The sequence below is a fragment of the Nonomuraea insulae genome (assembly GCF_042656245.1).
The window spans coordinates 14,214-35,667 of record NZ_JBHSPA010000013.1 but is presented as its reverse complement, the minus strand read 5'-3'; the positions used below and the strand labels follow the sequence as shown (position 1 = coordinate 35,667).

23 protein-coding genes are annotated in these 21,454 nt (G+C 68.8%); 11 read left to right on the top strand and 12 right to left on the bottom strand.

The features are described 5' to 3' along the window. Positions 1-65: 65 nt before the first annotated feature. The 4 genes from ACFPZ3_RS09675 to ACFPZ3_RS09660 all read right to left on the bottom strand — a co-directional run bounded on the left by ACFPZ3_RS09675 (position 66) and on the right by ACFPZ3_RS09660 (position 2,195). The gene (locus ACFPZ3_RS09675; RefSeq protein WP_285778997.1) at positions 66-260 is read right to left on the bottom strand and encodes a helix-turn-helix transcriptional regulator; all 195 of its coding nucleotides are present in this window, start codon (positions 258-260) and stop codon (positions 66-68) included. Beyond that, positions 257-676, bottom strand: coding sequence for a hypothetical protein (locus ACFPZ3_RS09670; protein WP_379513647.1), 420 nt, complete (start codon positions 674-676; stop codon positions 257-259). The genes ACFPZ3_RS09675 and ACFPZ3_RS09670 overlap by 4 nt, the downstream gene beginning before the upstream one ends. Before the next feature lie 372 nt (positions 677-1,048). Next, positions 1,049-1,384: an STAS domain-containing protein gene (locus ACFPZ3_RS09665; RefSeq protein WP_379513646.1), complete on the bottom strand. Its 336-nt coding sequence runs from the start codon at positions 1,382-1,384 to the stop codon at positions 1,049-1,051. 211 nt (positions 1,385-1,595) lie between these two features. Further along, positions 1,596-2,195, bottom strand: a complete 600-nt coding sequence (locus ACFPZ3_RS09660) for a TetR/AcrR family transcriptional regulator (protein ID WP_379513645.1) — start codon at positions 2,193-2,195, stop codon at positions 1,596-1,598. 102 nt (positions 2,196-2,297) lie between these two features. On the opposite strand from ACFPZ3_RS09660, the gene ACFPZ3_RS09655 reads away from it, so the two are divergent. Continuing rightward, positions 2,298-3,461 (top strand): epoxide hydrolase family protein, encoded by a 1,164-nt coding sequence (locus tag ACFPZ3_RS09655; protein WP_379513644.1) that lies wholly within the window; start codon positions 2,298-2,300, stop codon positions 3,459-3,461. A gap of 566 nt (positions 3,462-4,027) precedes the next feature. Here ACFPZ3_RS09655 and ACFPZ3_RS09650 read toward each other — a convergent pair. Continuing rightward, positions 4,028-4,573 carry an RICIN domain-containing protein gene (locus tag ACFPZ3_RS09650; protein WP_379513770.1) on the bottom strand — a complete coding sequence of 182 codons (546 nt, stop codon included), beginning with the start codon at positions 4,571-4,573 and terminating at the stop codon, positions 4,028-4,030. Between the two features lie 921 nt (positions 4,574-5,494). On the opposite strand from ACFPZ3_RS09650, the gene ACFPZ3_RS09645 reads away from it, so the two are divergent. The 3 genes from ACFPZ3_RS09645 to ACFPZ3_RS09635 all read left to right on the top strand — a co-directional run bounded on the left by ACFPZ3_RS09645 (position 5,495) and on the right by ACFPZ3_RS09635 (position 6,983). Continuing rightward, complete coding sequence (locus tag ACFPZ3_RS09645) at positions 5,495-5,848, top strand: hypothetical protein (RefSeq protein ID WP_379513643.1); 354 nt, start codon at positions 5,495-5,497, stop codon at positions 5,846-5,848. A gap of 114 nt (positions 5,849-5,962) precedes the next feature. Then, the gene (locus ACFPZ3_RS09640) at positions 5,963-6,133 is read left to right on the top strand and encodes a hypothetical protein (RefSeq protein ID WP_379513642.1); all 171 of its coding nucleotides are present in this window, start codon (positions 5,963-5,965) and stop codon (positions 6,131-6,133) included. Positions 6,134-6,821: 688 nt separating this feature from the next. Beyond that, a complete protein-coding gene (locus ACFPZ3_RS09635; protein WP_379513641.1) occupies positions 6,822-6,983 on the top strand; it encodes a hypothetical protein in 162 nt (53 codons plus the stop codon). Positions 6,984-7,033: 50 nt separating this feature from the next. Here ACFPZ3_RS09635 and ACFPZ3_RS09630 read toward each other — a convergent pair whose 3' ends face one another. The 3 genes from ACFPZ3_RS09630 to ACFPZ3_RS09620 form a co-directional block, all read right to left on the bottom strand. Then, on the bottom strand, positions 7,034-7,189 hold the full coding sequence (locus tag ACFPZ3_RS09630; protein WP_379513640.1) for a hypothetical protein: 156 nt from the start codon (positions 7,187-7,189) through the stop codon (positions 7,034-7,036). 717 nt (positions 7,190-7,906) lie between these two features. Further along, a complete protein-coding gene (locus ACFPZ3_RS09625; protein WP_379513639.1) occupies positions 7,907-8,851 on the bottom strand; it encodes a phosphotransferase family protein in 945 nt (314 codons plus the stop codon). Positions 8,852-9,335: 484 nt separating this feature from the next. Then, positions 9,336-10,970 (bottom strand): golvesin C-terminal-like domain-containing protein, encoded by a 1,635-nt coding sequence (locus ACFPZ3_RS09620; RefSeq protein ID WP_379513638.1) that lies wholly within the window; start codon positions 10,968-10,970, stop codon positions 9,336-9,338. Between the two features lie 199 nt (positions 10,971-11,169). Here ACFPZ3_RS09620 and ACFPZ3_RS09615 point away from each other — a divergent pair, with 199 nt between their 5' ends. Then, positions 11,170-11,931 (top strand): IclR family transcriptional regulator, encoded by a 762-nt coding sequence (locus ACFPZ3_RS09615; protein WP_379513637.1) that lies wholly within the window; start codon positions 11,170-11,172, stop codon positions 11,929-11,931. Here ACFPZ3_RS09615 and ACFPZ3_RS09610 read toward each other — a convergent pair. The 4 genes from ACFPZ3_RS09610 to ACFPZ3_RS09595 are packed head-to-tail and all read right to left on the bottom strand — an operon-like array spanning position 11,861 to position 15,300. After that, positions 11,861-12,523 (bottom strand): YesL family protein, encoded by a 663-nt coding sequence (locus ACFPZ3_RS09610; protein WP_379513636.1) that lies wholly within the window; start codon positions 12,521-12,523, stop codon positions 11,861-11,863. The genes ACFPZ3_RS09615 and ACFPZ3_RS09610 overlap by 71 nt on opposite strands. A 1-nt stretch (position 12,524) precedes the next feature. Continuing rightward, positions 12,525-13,256: an SDR family NAD(P)-dependent oxidoreductase gene (locus ACFPZ3_RS09605; protein ID WP_379513635.1), complete on the bottom strand. Its 732-nt coding sequence runs from the start codon at positions 13,254-13,256 to the stop codon at positions 12,525-12,527. After that, positions 13,253-14,383, bottom strand: coding sequence for a mandelate racemase/muconate lactonizing enzyme family protein (locus ACFPZ3_RS09600; RefSeq protein WP_379513634.1), 1,131 nt, complete (start codon positions 14,381-14,383; stop codon positions 13,253-13,255). The genes ACFPZ3_RS09605 and ACFPZ3_RS09600 overlap by 4 nt, the downstream gene beginning before the upstream one ends. 2 nt (positions 14,384-14,385) lie before the next feature. Next, positions 14,386-15,300 (bottom strand): dihydrodipicolinate synthase family protein, encoded by a 915-nt coding sequence (locus ACFPZ3_RS09595; RefSeq protein WP_379513633.1) that lies wholly within the window; start codon positions 15,298-15,300, stop codon positions 14,386-14,388. Positions 15,301-15,421: 121 nt separating this feature from the next. On the opposite strand from ACFPZ3_RS09595, the gene ACFPZ3_RS09590 reads away from it, so the two are divergent. The 6 genes from ACFPZ3_RS09590 to ACFPZ3_RS09565 are packed head-to-tail and all read left to right on the top strand — an operon-like array spanning position 15,422 to position 21,453. Beyond that, complete coding sequence (locus ACFPZ3_RS09590; protein ID WP_379513632.1) at positions 15,422-16,228, top strand: IclR family transcriptional regulator; 807 nt, start codon at positions 15,422-15,424, stop codon at positions 16,226-16,228. Further along, positions 16,225-17,664, top strand: coding sequence for an ABC transporter substrate-binding protein (locus tag ACFPZ3_RS09585; RefSeq protein WP_379513631.1), 1,440 nt, complete (start codon positions 16,225-16,227; stop codon positions 17,662-17,664). The genes ACFPZ3_RS09590 and ACFPZ3_RS09585 overlap by 4 nt, the downstream gene beginning before the upstream one ends. A 7-nt stretch (positions 17,665-17,671) precedes the next feature. Continuing rightward, positions 17,672-18,643, top strand: coding sequence for a carbohydrate ABC transporter permease (locus ACFPZ3_RS09580; protein WP_379513630.1), 972 nt, complete (start codon positions 17,672-17,674; stop codon positions 18,641-18,643). Further along, entirely contained in the window at positions 18,640-19,479 is an 840-nt protein-coding gene (locus ACFPZ3_RS09575) for a carbohydrate ABC transporter permease (RefSeq protein ID WP_379513629.1), read from the top strand. The genes ACFPZ3_RS09580 and ACFPZ3_RS09575 overlap by 4 nt, the downstream gene beginning before the upstream one ends. Beyond that, complete coding sequence (locus ACFPZ3_RS09570; RefSeq protein WP_379513628.1) at positions 19,463-20,320, top strand: SMP-30/gluconolactonase/LRE family protein; 858 nt, start codon at positions 19,463-19,465, stop codon at positions 20,318-20,320. The genes ACFPZ3_RS09575 and ACFPZ3_RS09570 overlap by 17 nt, the downstream gene beginning before the upstream one ends. Then, complete coding sequence (locus tag ACFPZ3_RS09565; RefSeq protein WP_379513627.1) at positions 20,317-21,453, top strand: mandelate racemase/muconate lactonizing enzyme family protein; 1,137 nt, start codon at positions 20,317-20,319, stop codon at positions 21,451-21,453. Before ACFPZ3_RS09570 ends, ACFPZ3_RS09565 begins: the two co-directional genes overlap by 4 nt. Position 21,454 lies beyond the last annotated feature (1 nt).

Below are 21,454 nucleotides of genomic sequence, written 5' to 3'. Positions count from 1 at the left end.
TCTACCGTCGGCGAGTAGCTCCAGAATGCGCCGGCGCACGGGGTCCAGCTGCTTCGAATAATATTCTACTGCTCGTCGAGAAAGACTTCTTCGATCGTCAGGTCGAACACCTTGGCGAGGCGGAAGGCGACGGGAAGGCTCGGGTCGAACTTGCCTTTTTCGATCGCGTTGATCGTCTGCCTCGACACGCTGATCCGCTGAGCTAGATCGGCCTGTGTCCAATCGCGTTCGGCCCGGAGTTCCGTAATACGGTTCTTCATCGGTATCTGATCATGCCAGCGGCATAGGCGATCAAGAAGACGACTCCCAGGAGCGCGGGCAGGATTGCGGTGTTGACGTCGTAAGCGATGAGGCCAGCGGCATCCGCGACGACATAGGCGAATCCGCCGACCCACCCTGCTCCGAGGGAGATGGCCAGAGCCTCCTGCGTGACCTTGCGCTGCAACTCATCGATTCTCTGAAGAAAGCGAGTGAAGGCGACGATCCATCCGATGCCGACGGCCAGATTGACGGCGACCGCGGCCCAGCTTGCCACCGGTTGCTGAGAGTCCCACAAGAGTTCGGGACCGAACTTGGCTGAGGCGAGGGTCGCCGTCCAGGCGAGTGTCCAGAGCACGAGCCGGACGGTTGCCTTGGTCGACTCCCGGTAGTCCCCGGTCGTGGTGTGTTCTTGCACGGGTCGCCCTCCTGCGGTGAGATGTCAAGGACACTTGACACGGTAGGAGGAGGCCGCCATGGTGTCAAGTGTGCTTGACATCGGCCGGGATCGACCCCTGGTTAGGGCGCCATGGGACGGTCCTCGCGGCCACGCAAAGTGACAACGATTACTCAGCGCTACTATGCGGCTGGTGACGCGGACCCGAGCGGGGGCCAAGAAGCCGGAGTACCAGTAGATAAGCCCAGGTCCTGGCGCTATAGAGGACAAAGAGGCTCCGAGGAACTCTGTGTCCACGGTGAGAAAGTCACACGCGAGAGTACGGTGGGCCTGGGCCGACAGGAACTGCCGTCAGGTCGGGCCCGAAAGACGCGCCGTCTACAGCCCGGTCTATCACGGCGCACCGGAGCCGTCAGCACTCCGCGCGAAGGTCCCCTGGGAGCTCTCGTTGGGCCGGTGTCGGGCCGGGTTGCCCGGCGTCACGAGCATGGTGACGATGGCCTCCTCCACCGTCGCGTAGACGGGCAGGTGGCGGTCCACCTCCGTGAGCTGGAGGAGCTGGCCGGCTACCTGAATCGGGTTCACCGGCCCGGCGGCCACCTGATCGTGGACCTGCCTGAGATGTCTGAGAGCGGGCCCGCCGCGGGCGGCCGCCAGGCAGACCGTGGTGCCCTCGGTGGCGCACTCGAAGGCGTGGGCGAGCAGGACGTGCAGGCCGGAGCTGTCCATGAAGGACCGTCCCGAAAATGGTCATTTGTGAGAAGTCGGCGACGGGCCAGCCTGAGAGGGAGGCAGGCTGCTCGGGCACACTCTCCAGCCGCGCCGTGCCACTCACATCGTCGCGATCACACTGTTTGTTCTCACTGGATTCTTGGCGGGGTGCGGTGTCGATGTCGTGTCCGAAGCAGGACGATCCGCGGCTCCGCTCGGGTGCTGCGGGTCAGGGCTGGTCGCCCACGAGAGCGATTGCGCGCGTCTCGGGAACTCCCAGCATCAGCAGGCTCGTGATCGTCGCTGCTCGGGCGCCGAGGGTCCCGTTCGACTGGTCGCTGTCCGCGATGGCGAACACGACGCCGTAGGCAACCTGGCTCAGAATGCCTGCCGGTAGGTGCTGTGCGAACACGTCGCTGTCCTGGCCCCGTTTCACGAGGTCGGCGAGAAGCTCATCGACTGGCCCGAGCAGGCCGTGGATCGCCTCCCCGTACTCGCCGCGGCGCAGCGCCAACAGCACTCGGTACCGGTGCGCCAGCGGCCAGAGGCGGGCGATGAATTCGACCCACGTCGCGTCCGCTTCCGCGTCGGAGGCGTTGGCTTCGGTGAGCACGGCTGTCACCTCGGTGACGGCCCGTTCCGTGAGTGTCCGAACCAGGTCGAGGCGCGATGGGAAATGGCCATAGACCGTGCGACGGACGACGCCGGCAGCGGAGGCGATGTCGCCCATTCCGGCGTCGGGGTTCTCTCCCAACACATCGAGGGCGACGTCGAGGATGCGATCACGTGTCTCGTTCATCGAGCGCACGCGGGAGGACTCGGTGGGCACGCCACCATCATTGCACACCAGTGTGCAATGAAGTAGATTGCACACCAGTGTGCAACGGAGAGTTGTGCTGTGCTTCGAAGCTCAGGAGAAGAGAAGAAGGCAATGACCGCACCGACGCCGCCGACCTCGACCCTCGTCCGCCCGTTCACCGTCTCGATCTCGGATTCGGAGATCGACGACGTGAAGCAGCGACTGGCCAGAACTCGATGGCCGGATCCGGAAACGGTGGGCGACTGGTCGCAAGGGGTCCGCGTAGAGAACGCCAGATTTCTGGTCGACTACTGGGAGCGCGGCTACGACTGGCGGCGCTTCGAGTCCGAGCTCAATCGCTTCCCCCAATTCCTGACCGAGATTGATGGGCTGGACATCCACTTCATCCATGTCAGGTCCAAGAATCCCAACGCGATGCCGCTGATACTCACGCACGGATGGCCGGGCTCGATCGTCGAGTTCCTGAAGCTGATCGGCCCGCTGACCGATCCGGTTTCGTTCGGAGGCGACGCCGCCGATTCATTCGACGTCGTCGTCCCGTCGCTCCCCGGGTTCGGGTTCTCCCAGAAGCCCACGGAGACCGGCTGGACTGTATCGCGCATCGCAAGCGCGTGGGTGGAGCTGATGAAGCGTCTCGGCTACACGAGATGGGCCGCGCAAGGCGGCGATTGGGGTGCCGTCGTCACCACCGCCCTCGGGGCCATGCAACCTGAGGGGCTTCTCGGAATTCATCTGAACACCCAGTACGCCTTTCCCGCACAGATACCCGACACCTTGTCGCCCGAACAGCGCTACGCCGTGGAGACCCTCGCCTTCTACACCGGCGATCTCGGTGGGTCGAACCACCTTCAGGGCACGAAGCCGGAGACTGTCGGATTCGCCCTGGCGGACTCTCCCGCTGGTCAGGCAGCCTGGATCTACGAGAAGTTCCAGTCCAAGACCGACAACCACGGGCTCGCCGAGGACGCCCTCAGCATGGACGACATGCTCGACGCGATATCCCTCTACTGGTTCACCAACAGCGCAGCGTCGTCCGGCCGCATCTACTGGGAGAACAAATCGGGCACTCTCGCCGGCCCGAAGCTGACGCTTCCGGTCGCGGTGACCGTCTTCCCGAGGGACATCCCACGCCTGCCACGAAGCTGGATCGAAGACACCTACAACAATCTGATCCACTACGGCGAGGCCGACAAGGGCGGGCACTTCGCCGCCTTGGAACAGCCCGAGATCCTGGTCAGCGAAATCCGCACCGGCCTGCGCACCCTTCGTTTCTGACGCCAACGCGCGAACTCAGGAGCGCACGCGTATCACTCGGGCTTCACTGAATCGACCAAAGGCGCTGGCGGTGCAGCATGCCTTACCAAAGGCGTGAGGTCGATCACGTTTCCGGGGGCCGAGTTTCTGATGGAATCTCGCGACGAGGGGCCCTACCCTTTTCAGGTCAGCCCGCAGACTCCGGCCCGACCGCCCGACGCCGCATCCATTCACCCTGCGGCCACCCCAGCCGACGGCCCCCGATTCTACCGACAGTCGCCGGAGCGTCGACGGGGACACGGTAAAGAGGTCCGGCCGGCGAGCCGCAGCGCTGCCGGCCGGACCGCCTCGTGTGCGAGCGCGCCCCCTCCAGAACACGACGCCGCACAGGTCATCCATATCAAGAGGAGGGCCTTGGCAGGCCGGTTCGGACCACCGACCACCCCCGTTAGCCTCAGTCTCCCGACGGCAAGCTCTCCGATCCGCATGTCACCAGTTAAAGATCTTTCCGCCGCGTCAAGGTCAAATGCTCACCTGGGGCGCCAGCCCTGTCCGGCCGGCACCCCCCATTCAACGCTTTGTGCCCTTCACACGCGGCGGAAATACCACAACTGCCCGTTGGCCCACTCATCGCAGGTCCATATCTGGATGTTGGCCCCGTTGTCCGTGAGGCCACGATCCACGTCCAGGCACGTGCCGCTCTTCTTGTTCTCCAGGAAGTAGAAGGTGTTCCACCAGGCGTCGGTGTAGGCGTACTTCCACCGCCACATTTGCTGGGGCACGTAGGAGCAGGTCCACTGCTGGACGTTCGCCCCGTTGTGCGTCAGACCCCGATCCACATCCAGGCATTTGCCGCTGTGCTGGGCCCGTACCCAGAACCACTCGCTCCCAGGCTGCTCGGGAAGGTACTGCCAACGCTGCTGTGGCACGTTGGCGCAGGCCCACTGCTTCACGTTGGCACCGTCGAACGTGTAACCGTTGTCGACGTCCACGCACCTCTCGGGGGAGGGGAAACGGCGGCGAATCTCAAAGAGATACGACCACGTCCAGTCGTTCGTCGTTTCGATTTTCGTCGTGGTGCCGGCATGGGCAGCAGCCCCAGGCGATGGCGACCACAGGGTCGCGGCCACCATGAGAACCGTGAGCGCGGCCAACAGACGCCGACGGACACTCCGCCGGCCGATGAGGGTGTTGTGCACGAGAGCTCCCTATGACTTCTTCTCCGTCATTCCGAGAGTCCTCCGGTCAGCCCCACCGAACCTGAGTAGCTCCCTACTCAAGTGCCATCGCCTTCCGTCCGTCGCCTGCGCAAAGGCCGCCGCTGACACTTTCGTGGCGCGGAGTCCGCTGACATCCGGGCGGCAATGCTCACTGACACACTCTCGATGGCACTTGGCACCCAGGGCCGGGGGCTCACCCGACATCCCCTCGTGCCGCCTACCCCCGGCAGTCGTCGGCGGGGTCCAACCGTGACCTGAAGCCGGAGGAGTTCGAGCGCCAGGTGGCGATGATCAAGCCGGTCATGAGCTGGGATCAGCCCTCATGGGCATGGCACGCGCGGCTCAGCAGTTCAGCCCCCGAGCGCCTTGCCGAGGTCATCAACATCCTGCCGTAGATGTGTGACTGAGCGTTTCATCTGGCGGGAATCGCTCGCTGAAACGCTCAGTCACCGCAGTTGATCGTTACGAGGCGCCGAGGCACTGGCGCCGGTACTGCGGGTCGGTGATCGCCGCGCCGCCCAGCGCCGCTACGCGCGCCCTCCAGGCCGCCCGCGACGCCGGGCACCACTCCCGGCACCGCGGCGGTGGAGTCGGTGGCAAGCCTGGACGGGTTTCCGATCGACACCCGCCCCCTGCCCTCCGTCGCCGCCTACGACGACCTGTTGCCCAGCCGCGCGGCGGAGAACGCGGCGGACAATCCCGAGGCGAGCACCGGCACACCCGTTCCCGTTCGACCGTGGCCGACCTGGAGAACCCGCTTCGTCCCTCGACATACCGCTCCTCCCTAACATGACTTCGCGTCAGCCGAAATCAGTGAACGGGGAGTTTTCGACTATGCGCAGATCGGCCGCCCTCGCTCTCACCGCCGGCCTTCTCACCGTGGCCAGCCCCGCCAGCGCCGCCTCCTGCAGCCTTTCGCCCGGCTATGTGAAGAAGACCGGAGTTTCCTGGGTCACCGGATACGGTGCCTGGGTCGGCAGCGGCTGCGGCGACATGAAGATCAAGATTCAGCGCAAGGCCTGGTGGGGCTGGGACACCGTGAACGACGACGGCTGGTACGCCCCCCACGCCAGCACCACCAGGGTTTCCCTGCCGGCCAAGTGCAGCGGTACTTCCACCTGGCGGGTGTGGATGGACGGGGAGAAGACCGACAGCAGGACCGGCCTCACCCAGAAGATCACCTGCTAGATGGGCGGGGCCCGCGGGTCAGCCGGCCTTCACCCGGGTCCTGCGGCTGGGGTCTCCGCCGCCAGACGCAACGACAGGTGGCCCACCGGCCAGACGAGCATCGTCCACCGGCCGATGACGAAGGTCGGCTGGGCCGAGATGGCGACGGCACGGCCGGCCAGCGAGGTCAGCACGACCGGGCGTCACCGAACAGGCGGGCGCGGGCGGTCGCTGGTCCAGGTCGGCATCGACGATGAGGATCTGGCCGAGGGGGCGGTGACCGGCCGCGACGGCGGGGTTCCTTGATGCCGGGCTCGGCGCATTCCACAGCCGTGGCTGTCAGCCAACAGTCCGGTTGTGGGTTCGTGTGGCCGTCCTCTCTAGTGCGACACGCGCGTGCCTATAAATCTACATTGTAAAGGCGCTCGCTTTGTGCGATAAACATCCCCTTCCACAAAGGCACGGGCTTCGCCCGTACGTCTTCTACTAACAGCTCACGTTGAGCGTGCCAGGTTCGAACGACGGCCGGGCTACGACCGCTCAGGCGCTCTCCTCCACGGGGTTCCGGTAGCAATGAAGAAATTTCCAACGAAGTAGAGTCTGACCTGCGATAACGGAGCGTCGTCCGGCTGATGTCTCGGTTCGATTACGGTAGAGGGCCACGAGTTCGGCACTCGGAACGGCAAGGCACCGCCTGTGCAGCGCACAGCGTCGGTCGAGCGGGTCGAAACTGTCGGCAACTCGTGGAACGCTGCTGTGATGTCGGGATTCACGCGCGACACCAAGCGCTACGGCGACAAACTCGTGTACGAGGCGCTGGGCTCGAAGTGGCGCACGACGCCCACTGCAGGTGCGGCCTGAACTGGGGTCACCGAGCATGCTGAGCCGACGATCGCGCAGCGACCGGTGCTGGCGGTGCCCAACGGCGTGAACGTCGTCCCGAAGCTGAGCCGGGCCGGTCACCGACAAACAGCTGAGGTACCTCACCACGCTGGTGGGCAAGGTCGGGCGCGAGCGGTTCGACACCGCCTTCGACGCAGTGGTTCAGGGCACGGTGATCGCGCCGCGCGGGGATGGCGAAAGGACCGGTCAGGCACTGCGGCGCCTGACGAGAGCCGCTGCTCGCAAGCTGATCACGGTCTTGGCCGGTCCCTGACCCCGGGGCTGGTCAGGCGGTGGGCGACACCTGGGCGCCGGGGTACTGAATTAGCGGGGACGGCGGCGCTGGGCGGGGTCAGCTTCGGCGGTGACGCGCGCGGAGGTCTCCTCGCCCAGGCGGACGTAGAGGCTGGCCAGGTGCTGCTGGTGGCGGCTCTTGCCTGCGACTCCGGGGTGGTCCGTCCGGTCTGCGAGATGCTGCAACGCACTGTGCCGGAGCTGGTGCAAAAGTCCATCCCTGCCGGTGCGGGTCCAGCTCTGCGGAGGCGGTCTTGGCCCTCGGTACTGGCGGGCTCGCCTATTCAACTGTCGCGAGTTGTCAGTCCTATGGGCCTGATGGTGACGTTCCGTGTTCTCCGGCGGCGTAGCGGTTCCAGGCCCCGCCGCCTTCCCGAAGGAGGCGGGTGGTGGTCTTGTCGTGGTAGCTGAGGGCGTCGGCGACGACGGGGGCAGGCATCTCCAGGAGTTGCTGCCGGATCGCAGCACCGCGGGCGGCGGCCGCTGGAATGCCGATCTCGTTGAGGAGGGCGGAGAGATGGTCAGGGCGGCAGGGCTGGCCCGCTCGGCGGCTGGGGAACAACCAGTGCCAAGTGACAGTACGGTGCCGGCGGGCAGAGCGATGCCGTCGCCGATCACGGCGCCGAGCTTGGTCTGCCCGGTGCCCGTCCAGGGTGACGGTGATCTTCTCGGTGGCGAGCTCGGCCACCGGGCCGCGATCGGGTCCATGCTGTGCAGCGGGAGGGCACGGCCCAGGCCGAGCCGCCGATGGCGGTGTGTGTGCCGACGGGTTCGGACTCGGTGGTCCGGTTGTGCTCGTCGAGTCAGATGATCGCGGACGCGGTCATGGTCCCGTCCGGGACTTGCACCAGGATGTGAAGGTCGGAACGGTGGGGCCAGTTTCCGCGAACGCCCTCCGTAGGGTCAGCGAAGCGCGTTCAGCTCGTCGAGGGTGCGATGGCCGCGCTTGACCACCCCTGGAACGACATCGTGGCGCCCGTGACGGATGGGGACCTCGAGCATGAGGAGGATCTGTGCCGCTGTGAGCACCGCCGCCTCCTCCCAGTCGACCAGGTCGAGGATTCTCGTCCACAGCCGCCTTCGGACACCGTCCAGCAGCGGGTCCTGGAAGGTGTACCACACGAGGGTGGTGAGATCGGTCGCCCGCGTGCCGCTTCCTGCGTTCCCGATATCCACGACCGCCACCACCGTTCCGTCACGGACCAGGATGTTGCTGGGGGTTGAGAGATCGGCATGGACCATGTCAGGTGCCTGTCGTGGTGGTGGGACGTCGGCACACACGAGCCGCAGGCGCTCGACCAAGGCCGACACCGCGGAGGAATACCCCGAGAGCCTGGCCACGGACTGGCGGAGACGCGACTGCTCCGGTGTCTCGTTGAAATCCAGCCCGGCGACAGCCGATTCCTGACCGGTGGCGACCCGCCAGGCGTACGACCAGTGGTCGTAGGGCTCGGAGGCTTGGCCGGCCTGGAGTTCGATGATCTCCATCAGCTGCTCAACGAGGGACGGGGTCAGATCTGGCGCGGGAGCCGCGTCAACAAAGTCCATCAGATGCCATACATGAGTGGTTGTGGCCCCCACTCCGAGCCAGGCCGGGGTGGGATAGCCGCGCCTACGCATGTGCTCGACCACTCTCTGGGCCCGCAACGTCTCATCCAGGTGGTTGGGGTGTGCCCGGGGCACTGCTTTGAGCACTGCATTTGCCCTTCCGGCCAACTGGACGCGCATGGCGCCCCCATTGACGCCTCCGGGAAGGCGACTGAGAAGAGTGATCTCTGCCCCGGCCACGCCGGCCGCGTCGTCCAGGACCTCGGCCGGCAGTTCTTCGGGATGGGTGCCCTGATTCATCGGTTCGACCTCGAAATTTCAGCGCATGGACAGAGAGCTAGTTGGCACTTGGTGGCAGCTTCGGGAGTATCGGGCCGTGAGGCTGGTGCCCCTGGCTGGGAGTGTTCGCGGCGGCGGGGGCTTCGAGACATCAGATCATGAAACCGGTCTCGGCCCGGCGTGTCATCCGAATTTCTTCCCCTCGGGCTTCCCGGTGTGTTCGGGCGGAAGCGGCGTTCGGCCCAGAACGGCCCGTAAACACCGGGGGTGGCCAGTGGTTACTTCGTTGGAAATTTCTTCATTGCTACCGGAACCCCGGGTGGTCTCTCGGCGGCCTGCCGCCCCTGCGCCCGGCCGGGGTCGGGCCGTGGCAAGCCGGGCGGGCTGCCCACCTCCATGACACCCGCGACCTCGGGGCCGAGCGCGTCCGGCGGCCCCGAGGTCCGGTGGCGGGTCCCCCCAGGGTTATGCGCACGTCCGCTCCCTCGTGCGACCGGTCGGCGCTTCAACGACGTGTGAGTTTCACCGTGTCGGCGCGGATGCATCCCGCCCCGTCCCGCGCCAATCCGAAGGTGAAGTCGTCCGTCGGTGACGCGTCGACCTGGCCGAGAGAGATCCAGGCGGCACCGGCGGCGCTGAAGTCGATCCTCCGCTCCGTCAGCCGGGCCGAGCCACGGCTCAGCGTCGCGAGCGCCTGAGTGTTGCCTCCCTCGGCCCCCGTACGGTAGACGAACGCCTCGTAGCGGCCCGTGGCCGGCGCCTTCACCTTCCACTCGGCGGCGGCCCCCTGCTGGCATGATTGCCGCGAAGTCAGCGCGCCGAAGCCGGGCAGGGACGACTTGGCCCAGCCGGGACCGCTCTCGGTGTAGCCGGCGGCGGCCGGGCCGTCGTTGTCGCCGTAGGAGTCCTTCTCGTAGAAGCGGAAGTAGTCGAAGGCGACGGTCGCGGGCAGTTGCCCGGTGTCGGGGTAGTCGTTGTAGGCGACCGCGGTCAGCCAGACCTTCATCCAGTCGTGTACGAAAGGACCCGCGGGGTAGGCCAGGTAGGCACGCTGACTGCCGTCGACGAAGAACCGCACACCGGCCTCGTCGTACTCGTAGCCGAAGACATGCCAGCCCTGGGACAGGTCGGCGCCCACGTCGTACCAGCCGCTGGTCAGCTGCCGGCGCGGGGGGCGGTGGTCGAAGACGTTGTGGATCACCCGGTTCGGGTGGATGGAGTCGATCTCGAAGCCGTCGATCTCGGCGAGCTGACACGTGTGGACGCCGTCGGCGCCGCCGCACATGGACCAGAACGCGGGATGCCAGCCAGGCCCCTCGTTGATCCGGACGCGGGTCTCGTAGTAGCCGTGGCGCATGAGTTGTTTGGAGACCAGGCCGCCGCCGGTGAAGGGCTTGCCGCGGTCTGTCTCAGCTTTCAGGTCGATGACGGCGGCGCCGTCGGTGCCTGCCACGTCCGGATCGAAACGGACGTTCTGGGCGCGCTGCGAGCTGTTTCCCCGGATGTCGGTGCGCGGATCCCACGGGCCGTTCGCCCAGTCGATGGGTTTGGTGAACTCGTCGGCGAACGCGAGGTGGTAGGCGCCGAGGTCGGGTCCGTTGCGGGGTGGCGGGTTGAGCGGGCCGCCCTGCCGCAGCCGGACGGCGTAGGTGCGGGCGTACTCGTCGAGAGGCTCGGTGGGGGTGAGGTCGGGTCCGGTGGTGAGCTTCACCGTGACGTCCTGTCCCGCGGTGGCGGTCACCGATCCGAGCGCGCGCCAGTACCCGCCGTCCTCGCGCTGGTCGACGACATGCGTGCCGCCGCCGGGTGTGAGGGTGTACGCGGCGTTGCGCGCGCTGGTGTGGAACGGGGGGTACCACACGTCGACCTCGTACGTGCCGGCCTTCGGGGCGGTCAGCGACCAGGAGGCGGTGTCGCCGGGTTTGTTGCTGTAGCGGGCCTGTCCGCCGGCGAATCCGGACAGGGTGCCTGGCAGCCACGTGCCCGACTCCTGATATTCCGGTTCCATGACGGTCTTGACCAGGGTCCACGGTTCAAGGGCGGTCTCGGCAGGAGGGGTGGCTGAGGCAGGGGCGGACAGGGCGCTCACGAGCAGTGCCGCGGCGATGAGGGTGAGGGATGTTCGGCGAAGGGCGGGCATCAGCACTCCTCGGCTCATTCAGATTAGTGACCTGTATAGCAGATGTTTCATCCATATGACAGAGCGATGTCCCGCGGAAGGTCGTCACATGAGAGAGGCATGTCATCTACGATGTGGATGGCAATTCCGCGATTTGGGACAGGTGAAGTTCATGGTGGCCCGCGTGTCGGCGCGTGAATCCGCAGGTGGAACACAGAGCGTGGAGCGTGCGCTGTCTCTGCTCTCCGCTTTCAGCGAGGAATACCCCGCGCGCCGGATCTCCGAGCTGGTCGCCGGCACGGGGTTGGGCCAGTCGACGGTGTCGCGCCTGGTCGGCGCGCTGGTCACGCTGGGCTACCTGGCGCACGACGAGCGCAGCGGCCTGTACTCCATCGGCCCGCGAGTGGTCACGCTGGCGGGCGTCGCCCTCAATCACTCCCCGGTCCACCAGCAATCGCGCCAGCCGGCCCAGAATCTCGCGCGAGCCCTCGGCCTGGGCGCCAACGTGGCCGAGCGGCACGGTCCGAGTCTGTTCTACCTGTGCCACTTCGAAGGCCCCAGCGCGCCGCGTCCCACGACGCTGGTCGGCCGCGGCGGGCCGCTGCACGCCACCGGGATGGGCAAGGCACTGATCAGCGAGCTGTCACCGGCCGAGATCGGCGAGCTGCTCGGCCGGTCGTACGCCAGCTACACCCCGCACACGATCGTCGATCTCGAGGGCCTGACGGCGGCGCTGGAGGATGTACGCCGGCGCGGCTACGCGACCGAGGTCGAAGAGCTGGCGTTCGGCCGCGCCTGCCTGGCCGCGCCGATCCGTGACAGGACCGGTCGCATCGTCGCCGCGTTGTCGGTGTCCGGTCCGCTGTCGGCGATGAACCTCGCCAAGCGCCAGGACGAGCTGGCCATGACGGTCATCGAATACGCCGACCAGATCTCCTCCAGCCTCGGCTACCACGCGGCCGCGACCGGTCTGCGCGGCTGACCACCCGATCACCGGGCAGCGTTCGGCGCGCGGCCAGGGTCCCCAGCAGGGCCGGGAGCGCCGGGACGAAGAACGGGAGCGCGGCGGGCGTCAGGAACCAGGCGCCTGCGACGAGGGCGGCGGCCAGGAGGGCTGCGCCCAGTGTCGTCCCCGGTCTCTTCCACGCGAGCACGATCGTGATCCGCCAGGCCCGGACCGGGCCCACGTCCAGGTGTGCCAGCACCGCGGGCAACTGCAGCAGCGTGGCGAGATAGAGGAACAGCAGGACGGCGAGCCCCGGCGCGAGCGGCGTGCCCCGGGCGGCCAGCAGGTAGAACAGGAGCACCCACACCGTCAGCAGCGGCACGCCGAGCGCCGGTTGCGAGGCCGGCAGGTGCGCTCGCCACTGCGACCAGAAGTCCCGCCACATCCGCGGCGATCGGCCGAGCAGGTAGGCGCGCTGGAGCGCGTACAGGGCGTGGGTGCTGGGGGCCAGGCCGGCCACGACCAGTCCGGCCAGCACGCCCAGGATCCACAGCAGGTTGAGCCCGACCAGCCGGACCGGCCAGTCGAGCCAGGTGTAGAGGCGGCCGAAGCGTCCCCCGATCTCCACCTCAGGCATCGTCGTCCAGCCGGGCCCGCAGGTCGGCGCGGGCGAAGGCCGCCGGTGAGGCGATCGAGAGCCCGCCGTCGACCGGCAGCACGACTCCGGTGATGCCGGACGCGGCCGGCCCGGCGAGGAAGGCGACCGCCTCGGCCACTTCGGCCGGGGTGATGGTGCGGCCGATGGGGTAGCCGCCGGAGGCGTCGGGCAACCGGTCGCCGCCGACCATCCCCGGCGCGACGGCGTTCACCCGGACGCCTCTGCCCGCGAAGTCCAGCGCGAGCTGGCGGACCAGCGCGTCGACCCCGCCCTTGGCGGCGGCGTAGGCCGCGACCCAGGGCGCGGCCAGGAAGGCGTTCACCGATGACACGGCGACGATCGCGCCGCCCTTCCCGAGGAGGGGAAGGGCGGCCCGCGCGGTGAAGAAGAAGGTGTCGAGGCATCCCGCGAGCGCCGCTCGCCACTGGGCGTCGGTGGTGCGGTCGGCGCGGGCGATGGGCATGACGCCCGCCGCCGGCACCAGCACGTCGAGGCCGCCCATGATGTCGGCGGCCGTGGCGATGGCCGTGGCCGCCGCCTGGGGATCGGCGCAGTCGGCGGCGAGATCGGCGGCCAGCACGTCATGCTCCGACCTCTCCAGTGACAGGCCCACGACCTGCGCGCCGGCGGCGGCGAAGCGCTCGGCGATCGCCCGGCCGATGGGCGTGGATGCGCCGACCAGCGCGACTCTGCTTGCGCTCACTGCACCACCAGTTTCTCCACCGCCGTGGCGTCCACCTCGACCCCCAGGCCGGGCCCCGAGGGAAGCGCCATGCCGGTCGGCGCCGGCTCCAAGGGCGCGGACAGGATGCGGTTGACCTCGCCGAACAGTGTCGGATGGTACTCGAACGCGAGCAGGTTCCCCGCGGCGGCGCTCACGTGCAGGCCCGCGGCCACCGCGATGCCGAGCCCCACCGAGTGGTGCGGCGCCACCGGGAGATGGTGCGTCTCGGCGTACTGCGCGATGGCGAGCCCTTCGGTGATTCCGGTGCGCCCGATGTCCGGCTGGAGCACGCCCACGGCGCGCGCCTCGACGAACGGGCGGAACTCGAAGCGGTGCCGCATGCTCTCGCCCGTGGCCACCGGGATGTCCAGGCGCGCGGCGAGGTCGGCGTGCCCGGCGACGTCCTCGAAGGCCAGCGGCATCTCGAAGAACCAGGCGTCCAGGTCCGCCAGCGCGCGTCCCAGCCGCATCGCGTCGGCCGGCCCGTACACGCCGTGCACGTCGACGGCCACGCGAAGGTCGTCGTGCACGCCGCGCAGGGCCGTCACGGTGGCGATGTCGGCGCGCACACCGTAGCCGAGGCCGACCTTGACCCGGCGGACCCCCTGGGCCACCCAGTCATGGGCCCGCGCCACGCGTTCGGCGTCGTTCTTGCCCGGCAGCCCGGAGACGTAGGTGGGCACGACGTCGCGGTAGGCGCCGCCCAGCAGTCGCGCGACGGGTTGCCCCATCAGCTTGCCGGCCAGGTCCCACAGCGCGATGTCGACCGCCGCCAGCGCGTCGGCCTGGTGGCCGCCGAGGTGGCCGCGCTCGCGCATGAGGTCGCGCAGCCTGTCGACCATGGGCCGTACGGCAAGGGGGTCGGCGCCGGCCAGGACCGGTGCGAACAACTGCGTCACGATCCGCGCGGGCACCTCGGGCGCGACGGGGGCCAGCGCCTCGCCCCAGCCCTGCGTGCCGTCACCGGCGGTGATGCGCACGACCAGGGTCTCGCGACGGCTGCCGTAGACGCTCGGCCACGGCGGCCGGGTGCCGTACGAGCGCGCCGCGCCGTCCTGTCTGGGCAGGGACAGGGGGTAGACGTCCACTCGCTCAATGGTGGTCATGGTCAGGGTTTCCTCACGGCGATCGGCAGGGGGGCCAGGATCTCCTCCAGCAGGGCGGCGCTCGCGGCGTCCAGTGGCCGGGCGGGCGAGCGCACGGCGGTGTGGTCGATGATGCCGCGCCGTGCCAGCACTTCCTTGTGCACGGCCCAGGCGATGCCCTGCTGCAGCCCGTGCACGATGAGGGGGAGCAGCCGGGCGAAGGACTCCCGGGCCTCGGCCGTCCGGCCGGCGTTCCAGAGGGTCAGGACGGGCGCGAGCAGGTCGGTGAACTCGCACGCGGGCATCGTCCCGAGTGCTCCGCGGGCGTACTCGTCGAGCACGAACTGCGCGTTCATGCCGCCGAGAACGGCGAACTCCTCCTCCTCGCCGAGCGCGCCGAGCGCGGCGAGCACGGAGCCGACCTTCGGCACGGTGGGTGGCGACTCGATCTTCACCGAGGTGACGCCGGGCAGCTTGCTCAGCTCGACGACGAGCTGGGGTGACATGGTGACGCCGGTGGCGCCGGGTGCGTCCTGGACCATCACCTCGCGCCCCACGCCCCCGAGCGTTCCGTAGAAGTCGAGCAGCTGGTCGGGGCCCGGTTTCACCATGAACGGCGGCAGCACCATGAGCGCGTCGGCCCCGTCGTCGGCCGCCTGGCGGGCCTGTTCGAGCGCGGTGACGGTCGAGGTGCCGTTGACCCCCGCGACCACCGGGAGCCGGCCGCCCGTCACGTCGGTGACGTCGGCCAGGATGGTTCGCCGCTCGGCCGAGGTCAGCGCGAATCCCTCGCTGGCCATGCCGAACACGGCCACTCCGTCGGCGCCGGCGCCGAGCTGGAACTCCACGAGCCGGCGCAGGCTGCGGCGGTCGAGGGAGCCGTCGGGCAGGAAGGGGGTGGCCAGGATCGGGACCAAGCCCTGGACGGTATGGCTCATGCGCTGCGGGACTCCCTGGAATCACGAATCGGCATCATGCATCCACAGAAGGATTGACGATATGCAACATATGCGTAACCTTCCCACATGGTGCATGAAACGTTCAAGCATCGGAGACACGTTGGCATCTGATTCAGGCACCAACCAGAGCGTGGAGAAGGCCGCGCTGGTCCTGTCCGCTTTCACGGGCGGCCAGGCGCTGCGCGTCTCCGACGTCGCCAAGCACTCCGGTCTCGGCCAGTCCACGGTCTCCCGGCTGCTGGCCACACTGGAATCGCTGGAGTACGTCGAACGTGACCCGATCAGCACCCTGTACCGGCTCGGGCCCGCACTCATCACGCTGGCCGGCGTCGCCGTCAACCAGCATCCGGTGCACCGGCAGGCGCGTCAGCCCGCCCAGGATCTGGCGGCGACGCTGGGGCTCGGCGTCAACGTCGCCGAGCGCAGCCGGGAATCGCTGTTCTATCTCTGCAACTTCGAGGGAAGCCGCGCGCCCAGGTCGTTCGCGCTGATGGGCCAGCGCAATCCCCTGCACGCCACCGGCCTGGGCAAGTGCCTGCTGCTCGGGCTCGACCCGGCACAGCGCCGCGCCCTCGTGCCCCGCCTGCATCGGTACACGCCCTACACCGTCACGACGCACGACGAGCTCGACCGCGTCATCGACGAGGCGGCCAAACGCGGATACGCCACCGAGACCGAGGAGCTGGCCCTGGGGCGCGCCTGCATCGCCGCCCCGATCCTCGACCGCGCGGGATCGGTGGTCGCCGCCATCTCGATCTCCGGCCCGCTGTCCGCGCTCGGGCTCGCCGAACGGGAGACCACGCTGGCCGGCACCGTCATCGAGGTCGCCGACTCGATCAGCGTCGGGCTCGGCTACCTCGTCCCGCCGCATACCCACCCCCCACGTCCGAGGGAGCTCGACTCATGACCCGCACAAGACGCGCCCTGCCCTGGGTGGCGGCGGCGCTCGCACTGACCACCTCCTGCAGCCTCGTCGGAGCAGGCGGCGAGGAAGCCTCATCCGGCTCGAAAATCACCATCACCGTCGCGCTCGTGCCCGACCCGCCGGGAGCCAGCGAGTTCTACCGGCAGCAGTTCGACCAGTTCCAGGCCGCCAACCCCGCCATCGCCGTGAAGGTCGTCGAGAACCCTTCCGACCAGCAGCTCAGCGCCATCGAGCTGATGTTCCAGCAGGACAACGCGCCCGACGTGTTCCGCGCCCAGGACAACGGCATGGACCGGATGCTCGAACGCGGCTGGGTCGCTCCGCTGGACTCCTACGTCACCCCGGATTTCCTCGGCCGCTTCCCCGAGGGCTCGATGGAGCCGGCCACCTCCGGCCTGCACCACGACGGCAAGCTCATGAGCCTGCCGCTGGTGTGGGGCGACTGGTCGGCGCTGCGCGTCTTCATCTCCAACAAGGCCATCCTCAGGCAGAACGGCTTCGCGAACCCGCCCAAGACCTGGTCGGAGCTGGAGAAGATGGCTGCGGCCATCACGAAGAAGGGCGCCGGCAAGGTCTTCGGCTACGCCCCGGCGGCCGCGAAGGCGCCCGCGGTCGAGATGCTGGCCAACACCGCCGTCCCCTACTCCGTCACCGCCAACGGCATCGACTTCCGCACCGGCCGGGCGGCGACCGCCAGCCCGGGTCTGGTCGAGGCGGTCGAGTTGCACCGCCGGATGCAGGCGGACGGCGTGATGATGCCCGGCTGGGAGAGCTGGGACGGCAACCGCGCGTTCACCGAGTTCGCCGCGGGCAGGCTGGCGATGTACGCCAGCCCGCCGTGGAACGTCGCCGAGATCCGCAAGCTCAACCCGTCGGCCGAGATGAGCGTGTCGGCCATCCCGGTGCCGGACGCGGGCCGCGGCGCCTACACCGCCCTGCCGCAGTCCTTCGGACCGCTGTGGGGCATGTCGGCCCGGTCCAAGCACCCCAAGGAGGCGTGGAAGGTCATGGACTTCCTCTCCTCCAAGGGCTTCCACCAGGCGTACTACACGAAGTTCGGCACCTTCACCGCGCTGGAGAGCGCCTGGAAGGACCAGGCCGCGAAGGACCCCGACCAGCAGGCCATCCTCGACGTCGCCGAGGAGACACTGCGGCCGGCGCCCAACCCCAAGCTCGCGAGCAAGGGCGGGCGGGCGATCCTGACGGCCCGCGAGGCCAAGCCCGAGTTGCGGCACGTCGACGCCGCCGTGGCCGCCATCGTCGGGAACAAGCCGTTCCTGCCCGTCGCCAAGGAGATCGACACGAAGATCGAGGCGCTGATCGACCAGACCGTCGCCGCGAGCGGTGGCACGGCGTCGCGCGAGGACATCACCTTCCCCGCCTGGAACCCGCTCAAGCCGTACAAGCCGGAGCAGTGACCACACCATGACGACAACGCAGACCCGGGGCGGCGCCGTACGCGCGCCGTCGGCGCCGCCTCCGGCCCGCCGCCCGCGGGGCAGGCTCAGGAAGCACCTGTGGAGCTACGCGTTCCTCCTCCCGTTGGTGCTGCTCTTCGGCGGCTTCACCCTCTGGCCGATGATCGCCAGCTGGTGGTACGCCTTCTTCGACTGGGACGGCGTGGGCGCCCCCACCCAGTGGATCGGCCTCGGCAACTTCGCCGAAGTGCTCGGCAACGACACGTTCTGGCAGGCCTTCTGGCACTCGTTCCTGTTCTCGGTCGTCGCCATCTGCGTCGAGATGCCGCTCGCGCTGCTGTTCGCGATCCTGCTGAACAACCCGGGCCTGCGCGGCCGCAACCTCTACCGGCTCTCGCTCTTCCTGCCCGTCGTGGCCACGACGGCGGTCGTCGGCATCGTCTTCGCCGTGCTGTTCGACCCGGCCGGCGGGTTCGTCAACGACATCCTCACGACGCTCGGGCTGGTCGAGCGGCCGATCAACTTCCTCGGCTCGCCCTCCACCGCGCTGCCCACCCTCATGGGCATCGACCTGTGGAAAGGCTTCGGCATCACCCTCATCTACTGGCTCGCCGCCCTCCAGACGGTGCCCAAGAACATCTACGAGGCCGCCCGCATCGACGGCGCCACCGGCGGCCAGCAGTTGCGTTACGTGACGCTGCCCATGCTCATGCCGATCGCGATCGTCATCCTGCTGCTGGTCTTCCAGCGCAGCCTCAACACCTTCGACCTCGTCCAGGCCACCACGCAGGGCGGCCCGGTCTACGCGACCGACGTCGTGCCCACCTACATCTACCGTTACGCCTTCGACCCGTTCATCCAGGCCCCCCGGTACGGCTTCGCGTGCGCGGCGGGCGTGGTGTTCGGCCTGCTGACCTTGGTCGTCACGCTGATGCAGGCCCCGCTGCTGCGCCACAGATACCGGGTGGGCGCCGCGTGAACAGCAACCTGTGGCACCGCCACCGGCTCAAGGCCTGGCACCTGCTGCTCATCCCGTTCTGCCTGGTCTGGGTCTACCCGTTCGTCTGGATGATCTCGGCTTCGGTCAAGTCGCAGCGCGAGATGCTGCTCGGCGGCATCTCGCTCATCCCCGACGACTGGACGTGGGAGAACTTCGAGCGCGCCTGGACGACCGCGCGGTTCGGCGACTACACGATGAACACCGTCACCTACTCGGTCACGGTCGTGGCGCTCGTCCTGCTCGTCTCCTCGCTGGCCGGCTACGCCCTGTCCCGCAAGGACCTGCCGGGCAAGAAGGTGCTCGTCGGCGTCCTCGTGGTGACGATGTTCATCCCGCACGGCTACACGATCATCCCGACGTTCCTGCTGGTGAACGGCCTGGGCCTGAACAACGGCCTGCTCGGCGCCACATTCGCGCAGGCCGGGCCGGCGCTCGTGGTGCCGGTCCTGCTGTTCATGGGGTTCTTCGGCGGCATCCCGAAAGAGCTGGAGGAAGCGGCCAGGGTCGACGGCGCCGGCTACCCGCGCACGTTCTTCCGCATCATGCTGCCGCTGGCCAAGCCGGTGATCGGCACGGTGGCGCTGATGCAGTTCATCAGCGCGTGGAACGCCTTCTTCATCCCCCTGGTGTTCACGCTCGGCCGTCCCGACCTGCGCACGCTCGGCGTGGGCATGTACAACTTCTTCGGCCAGAACGCCAGCGACTGGACCGGCCTGGCCGCCGGTGCCTGCATCGCGGTCATCCCGATCATCGTGGTGTTCCTGTTCCTGCAACGCACGTTCGTCGAGGGGATCGCCGGTGCGGTCAAGAGCTGACGCCGTCTCCGAGGAGGCCTACGAGCAGGGCGAGGCGCCCAGGGTCGACCCGCGCACCGGCGAAGTGCTGTGGGTCGACGTCAAGGCGGGCACCGTGCACCGGGCCCGGCTGGAGTCCGGCGTCCTGCGCGTGGTCGCCGGCTACGAGGTGGGTTCGCGCGTCGGGGCGCTCGCGCCGCTGCGCGAGGCGGGCTCCGGGTGGGTGCTGGCCGTGCGGGACGGTTTCGCGCACCTTGCCGAGGACGGGCTCGTCACACCGCTCGTGACCGGCCTGGTCTCCGGCCGGGACCAGATGAACGACGGCGTCTGCGATCCGGCCGGCCGGTTCTGGGCGGGCTCGCAGGCCATCCCCCGCGAGCCCCGTGCGGCGCTGTTCCGGCTCGCCGCGGACGGCTCGGCCGAACGCGTGCTGGAGTCGGTCACGGTCTCCAACGGCATCGGGTTCACCGCCGACGGCGCCACCATGTACTACATCGACACGCTCCCGCACCGGCGGCTGGAGGCGTTCGACGTCGTCGACGGGGAACTGTCGGGCCGGCGTGCCGTCGCCGAGGTGGCCGGTGGCAACCCCGACGGCCTCACCATCGACGACGAGGGCTGCGTGTGGGTCGCGGTCTGGGACGGGGCGGCCGTACACCGCTACGCTCCGGACGGGCGGCTGCTGGCCACTGTCGAACTGCCCGTCCCGCGCCCGACCGCGGTCTGCTTCGCGGGCAGCATCCTGCTGATCACCACGGCGTGGCTGGGACTGGATCCCGCGCCCGCGGGCAGCGGCCGGTTGTACGCGATCGACGTGGGCGTCACCGGCCCGCCGGCCACCACCTGGGCAGGAGCGTTGTGAAGATCACCGAGATCGAACCGCTGCCGCTCAGGACCGGGGACGCCTCCATCTTCCTCGTCGTCGTGCACACCGACGAAGGGCTGCACGGCCTCGGCGAGGTCGGCATGCGCTCGCGCCCCGAGACGATCCACGGGGCACTGCGCGACCTGGGCGCCCTGCTGACCGGGCAGGACGCCACCCGGATCGAGCACCTGTGGCAGCTGATGCGCCGCGGCGGCTTCTTCCCCGCGGGCTCCGACGTCGGAGCCGCCGTCGCGGCGGTGGACCTCGCGCTGTGGGACCTGCGCGGCAAGGCACTCGGGGTGCCGCTGTACGACCTGCTCGGCGGCAGGACGCGCGACTATGTGCCCGCCTACGTCCACCTGCCCGGGCGGGAACTGCCCGAACTGGCGGACAACGCGCGCGGACTGGTCGAGCAGGGCTGGCGCCACCTGCGCATCGACCTGAGCGACCAGGCAGGCGAGGCGTTCCAGCCCCGGCGCGCGGTCCGCCGCACGCTCGGCCTGGTCTGGGGGCTGCGCGAGGCGCTCGGCGACGACGTTGAGCTCCTGATCGACGTGCACACCAGGCTCGACCCCGCCGAGGCGGCGCAGTTCTGCCGCGAGGTCGAGGCGGCGCGACCGTATTTCGTGGAGGATCCGCTGCGAGCCGAGGCCGTGGACTCCTACCGGACGCTGCGGCAGCGCACCGGCGTGCCACTGGCCGCGGGCGAGCAGCTCACCAGCAAGTGGGAGTTCCGGCCGCTGATCGAGGGCGAGCTCATCGACCACGCGCGCCTCGACCTCGCCAACACCGGCGTCACCGAGGGCCGCAAGATCGCCGCGATGTGCGAGGCGCACCACATCCAGGTGGCCACCCACAATCCGCTGGGCCCCGTCTGTACGGCCGCGTCCGCGCACGTCAACCTGAGCCTGCCCAACGTCAGCCTGCAGGAGCAGGCTCGCCCTCACGGCTGGGACGGCGAGGACGCGATCCTGGCCGGCCCACGTGTCGGCGCCGGCCAGGTGGTCCCGGCCGACCTGCCAGGGCTCGGCGTGGAGATCGACCTGCGGGCCGCCCGGCTGGCGGCGCAGGTGGAGATGCCGCCGCCGCCGCGCCTGCGACGCGACGACGGATCGTTCACGAACTGGTGAG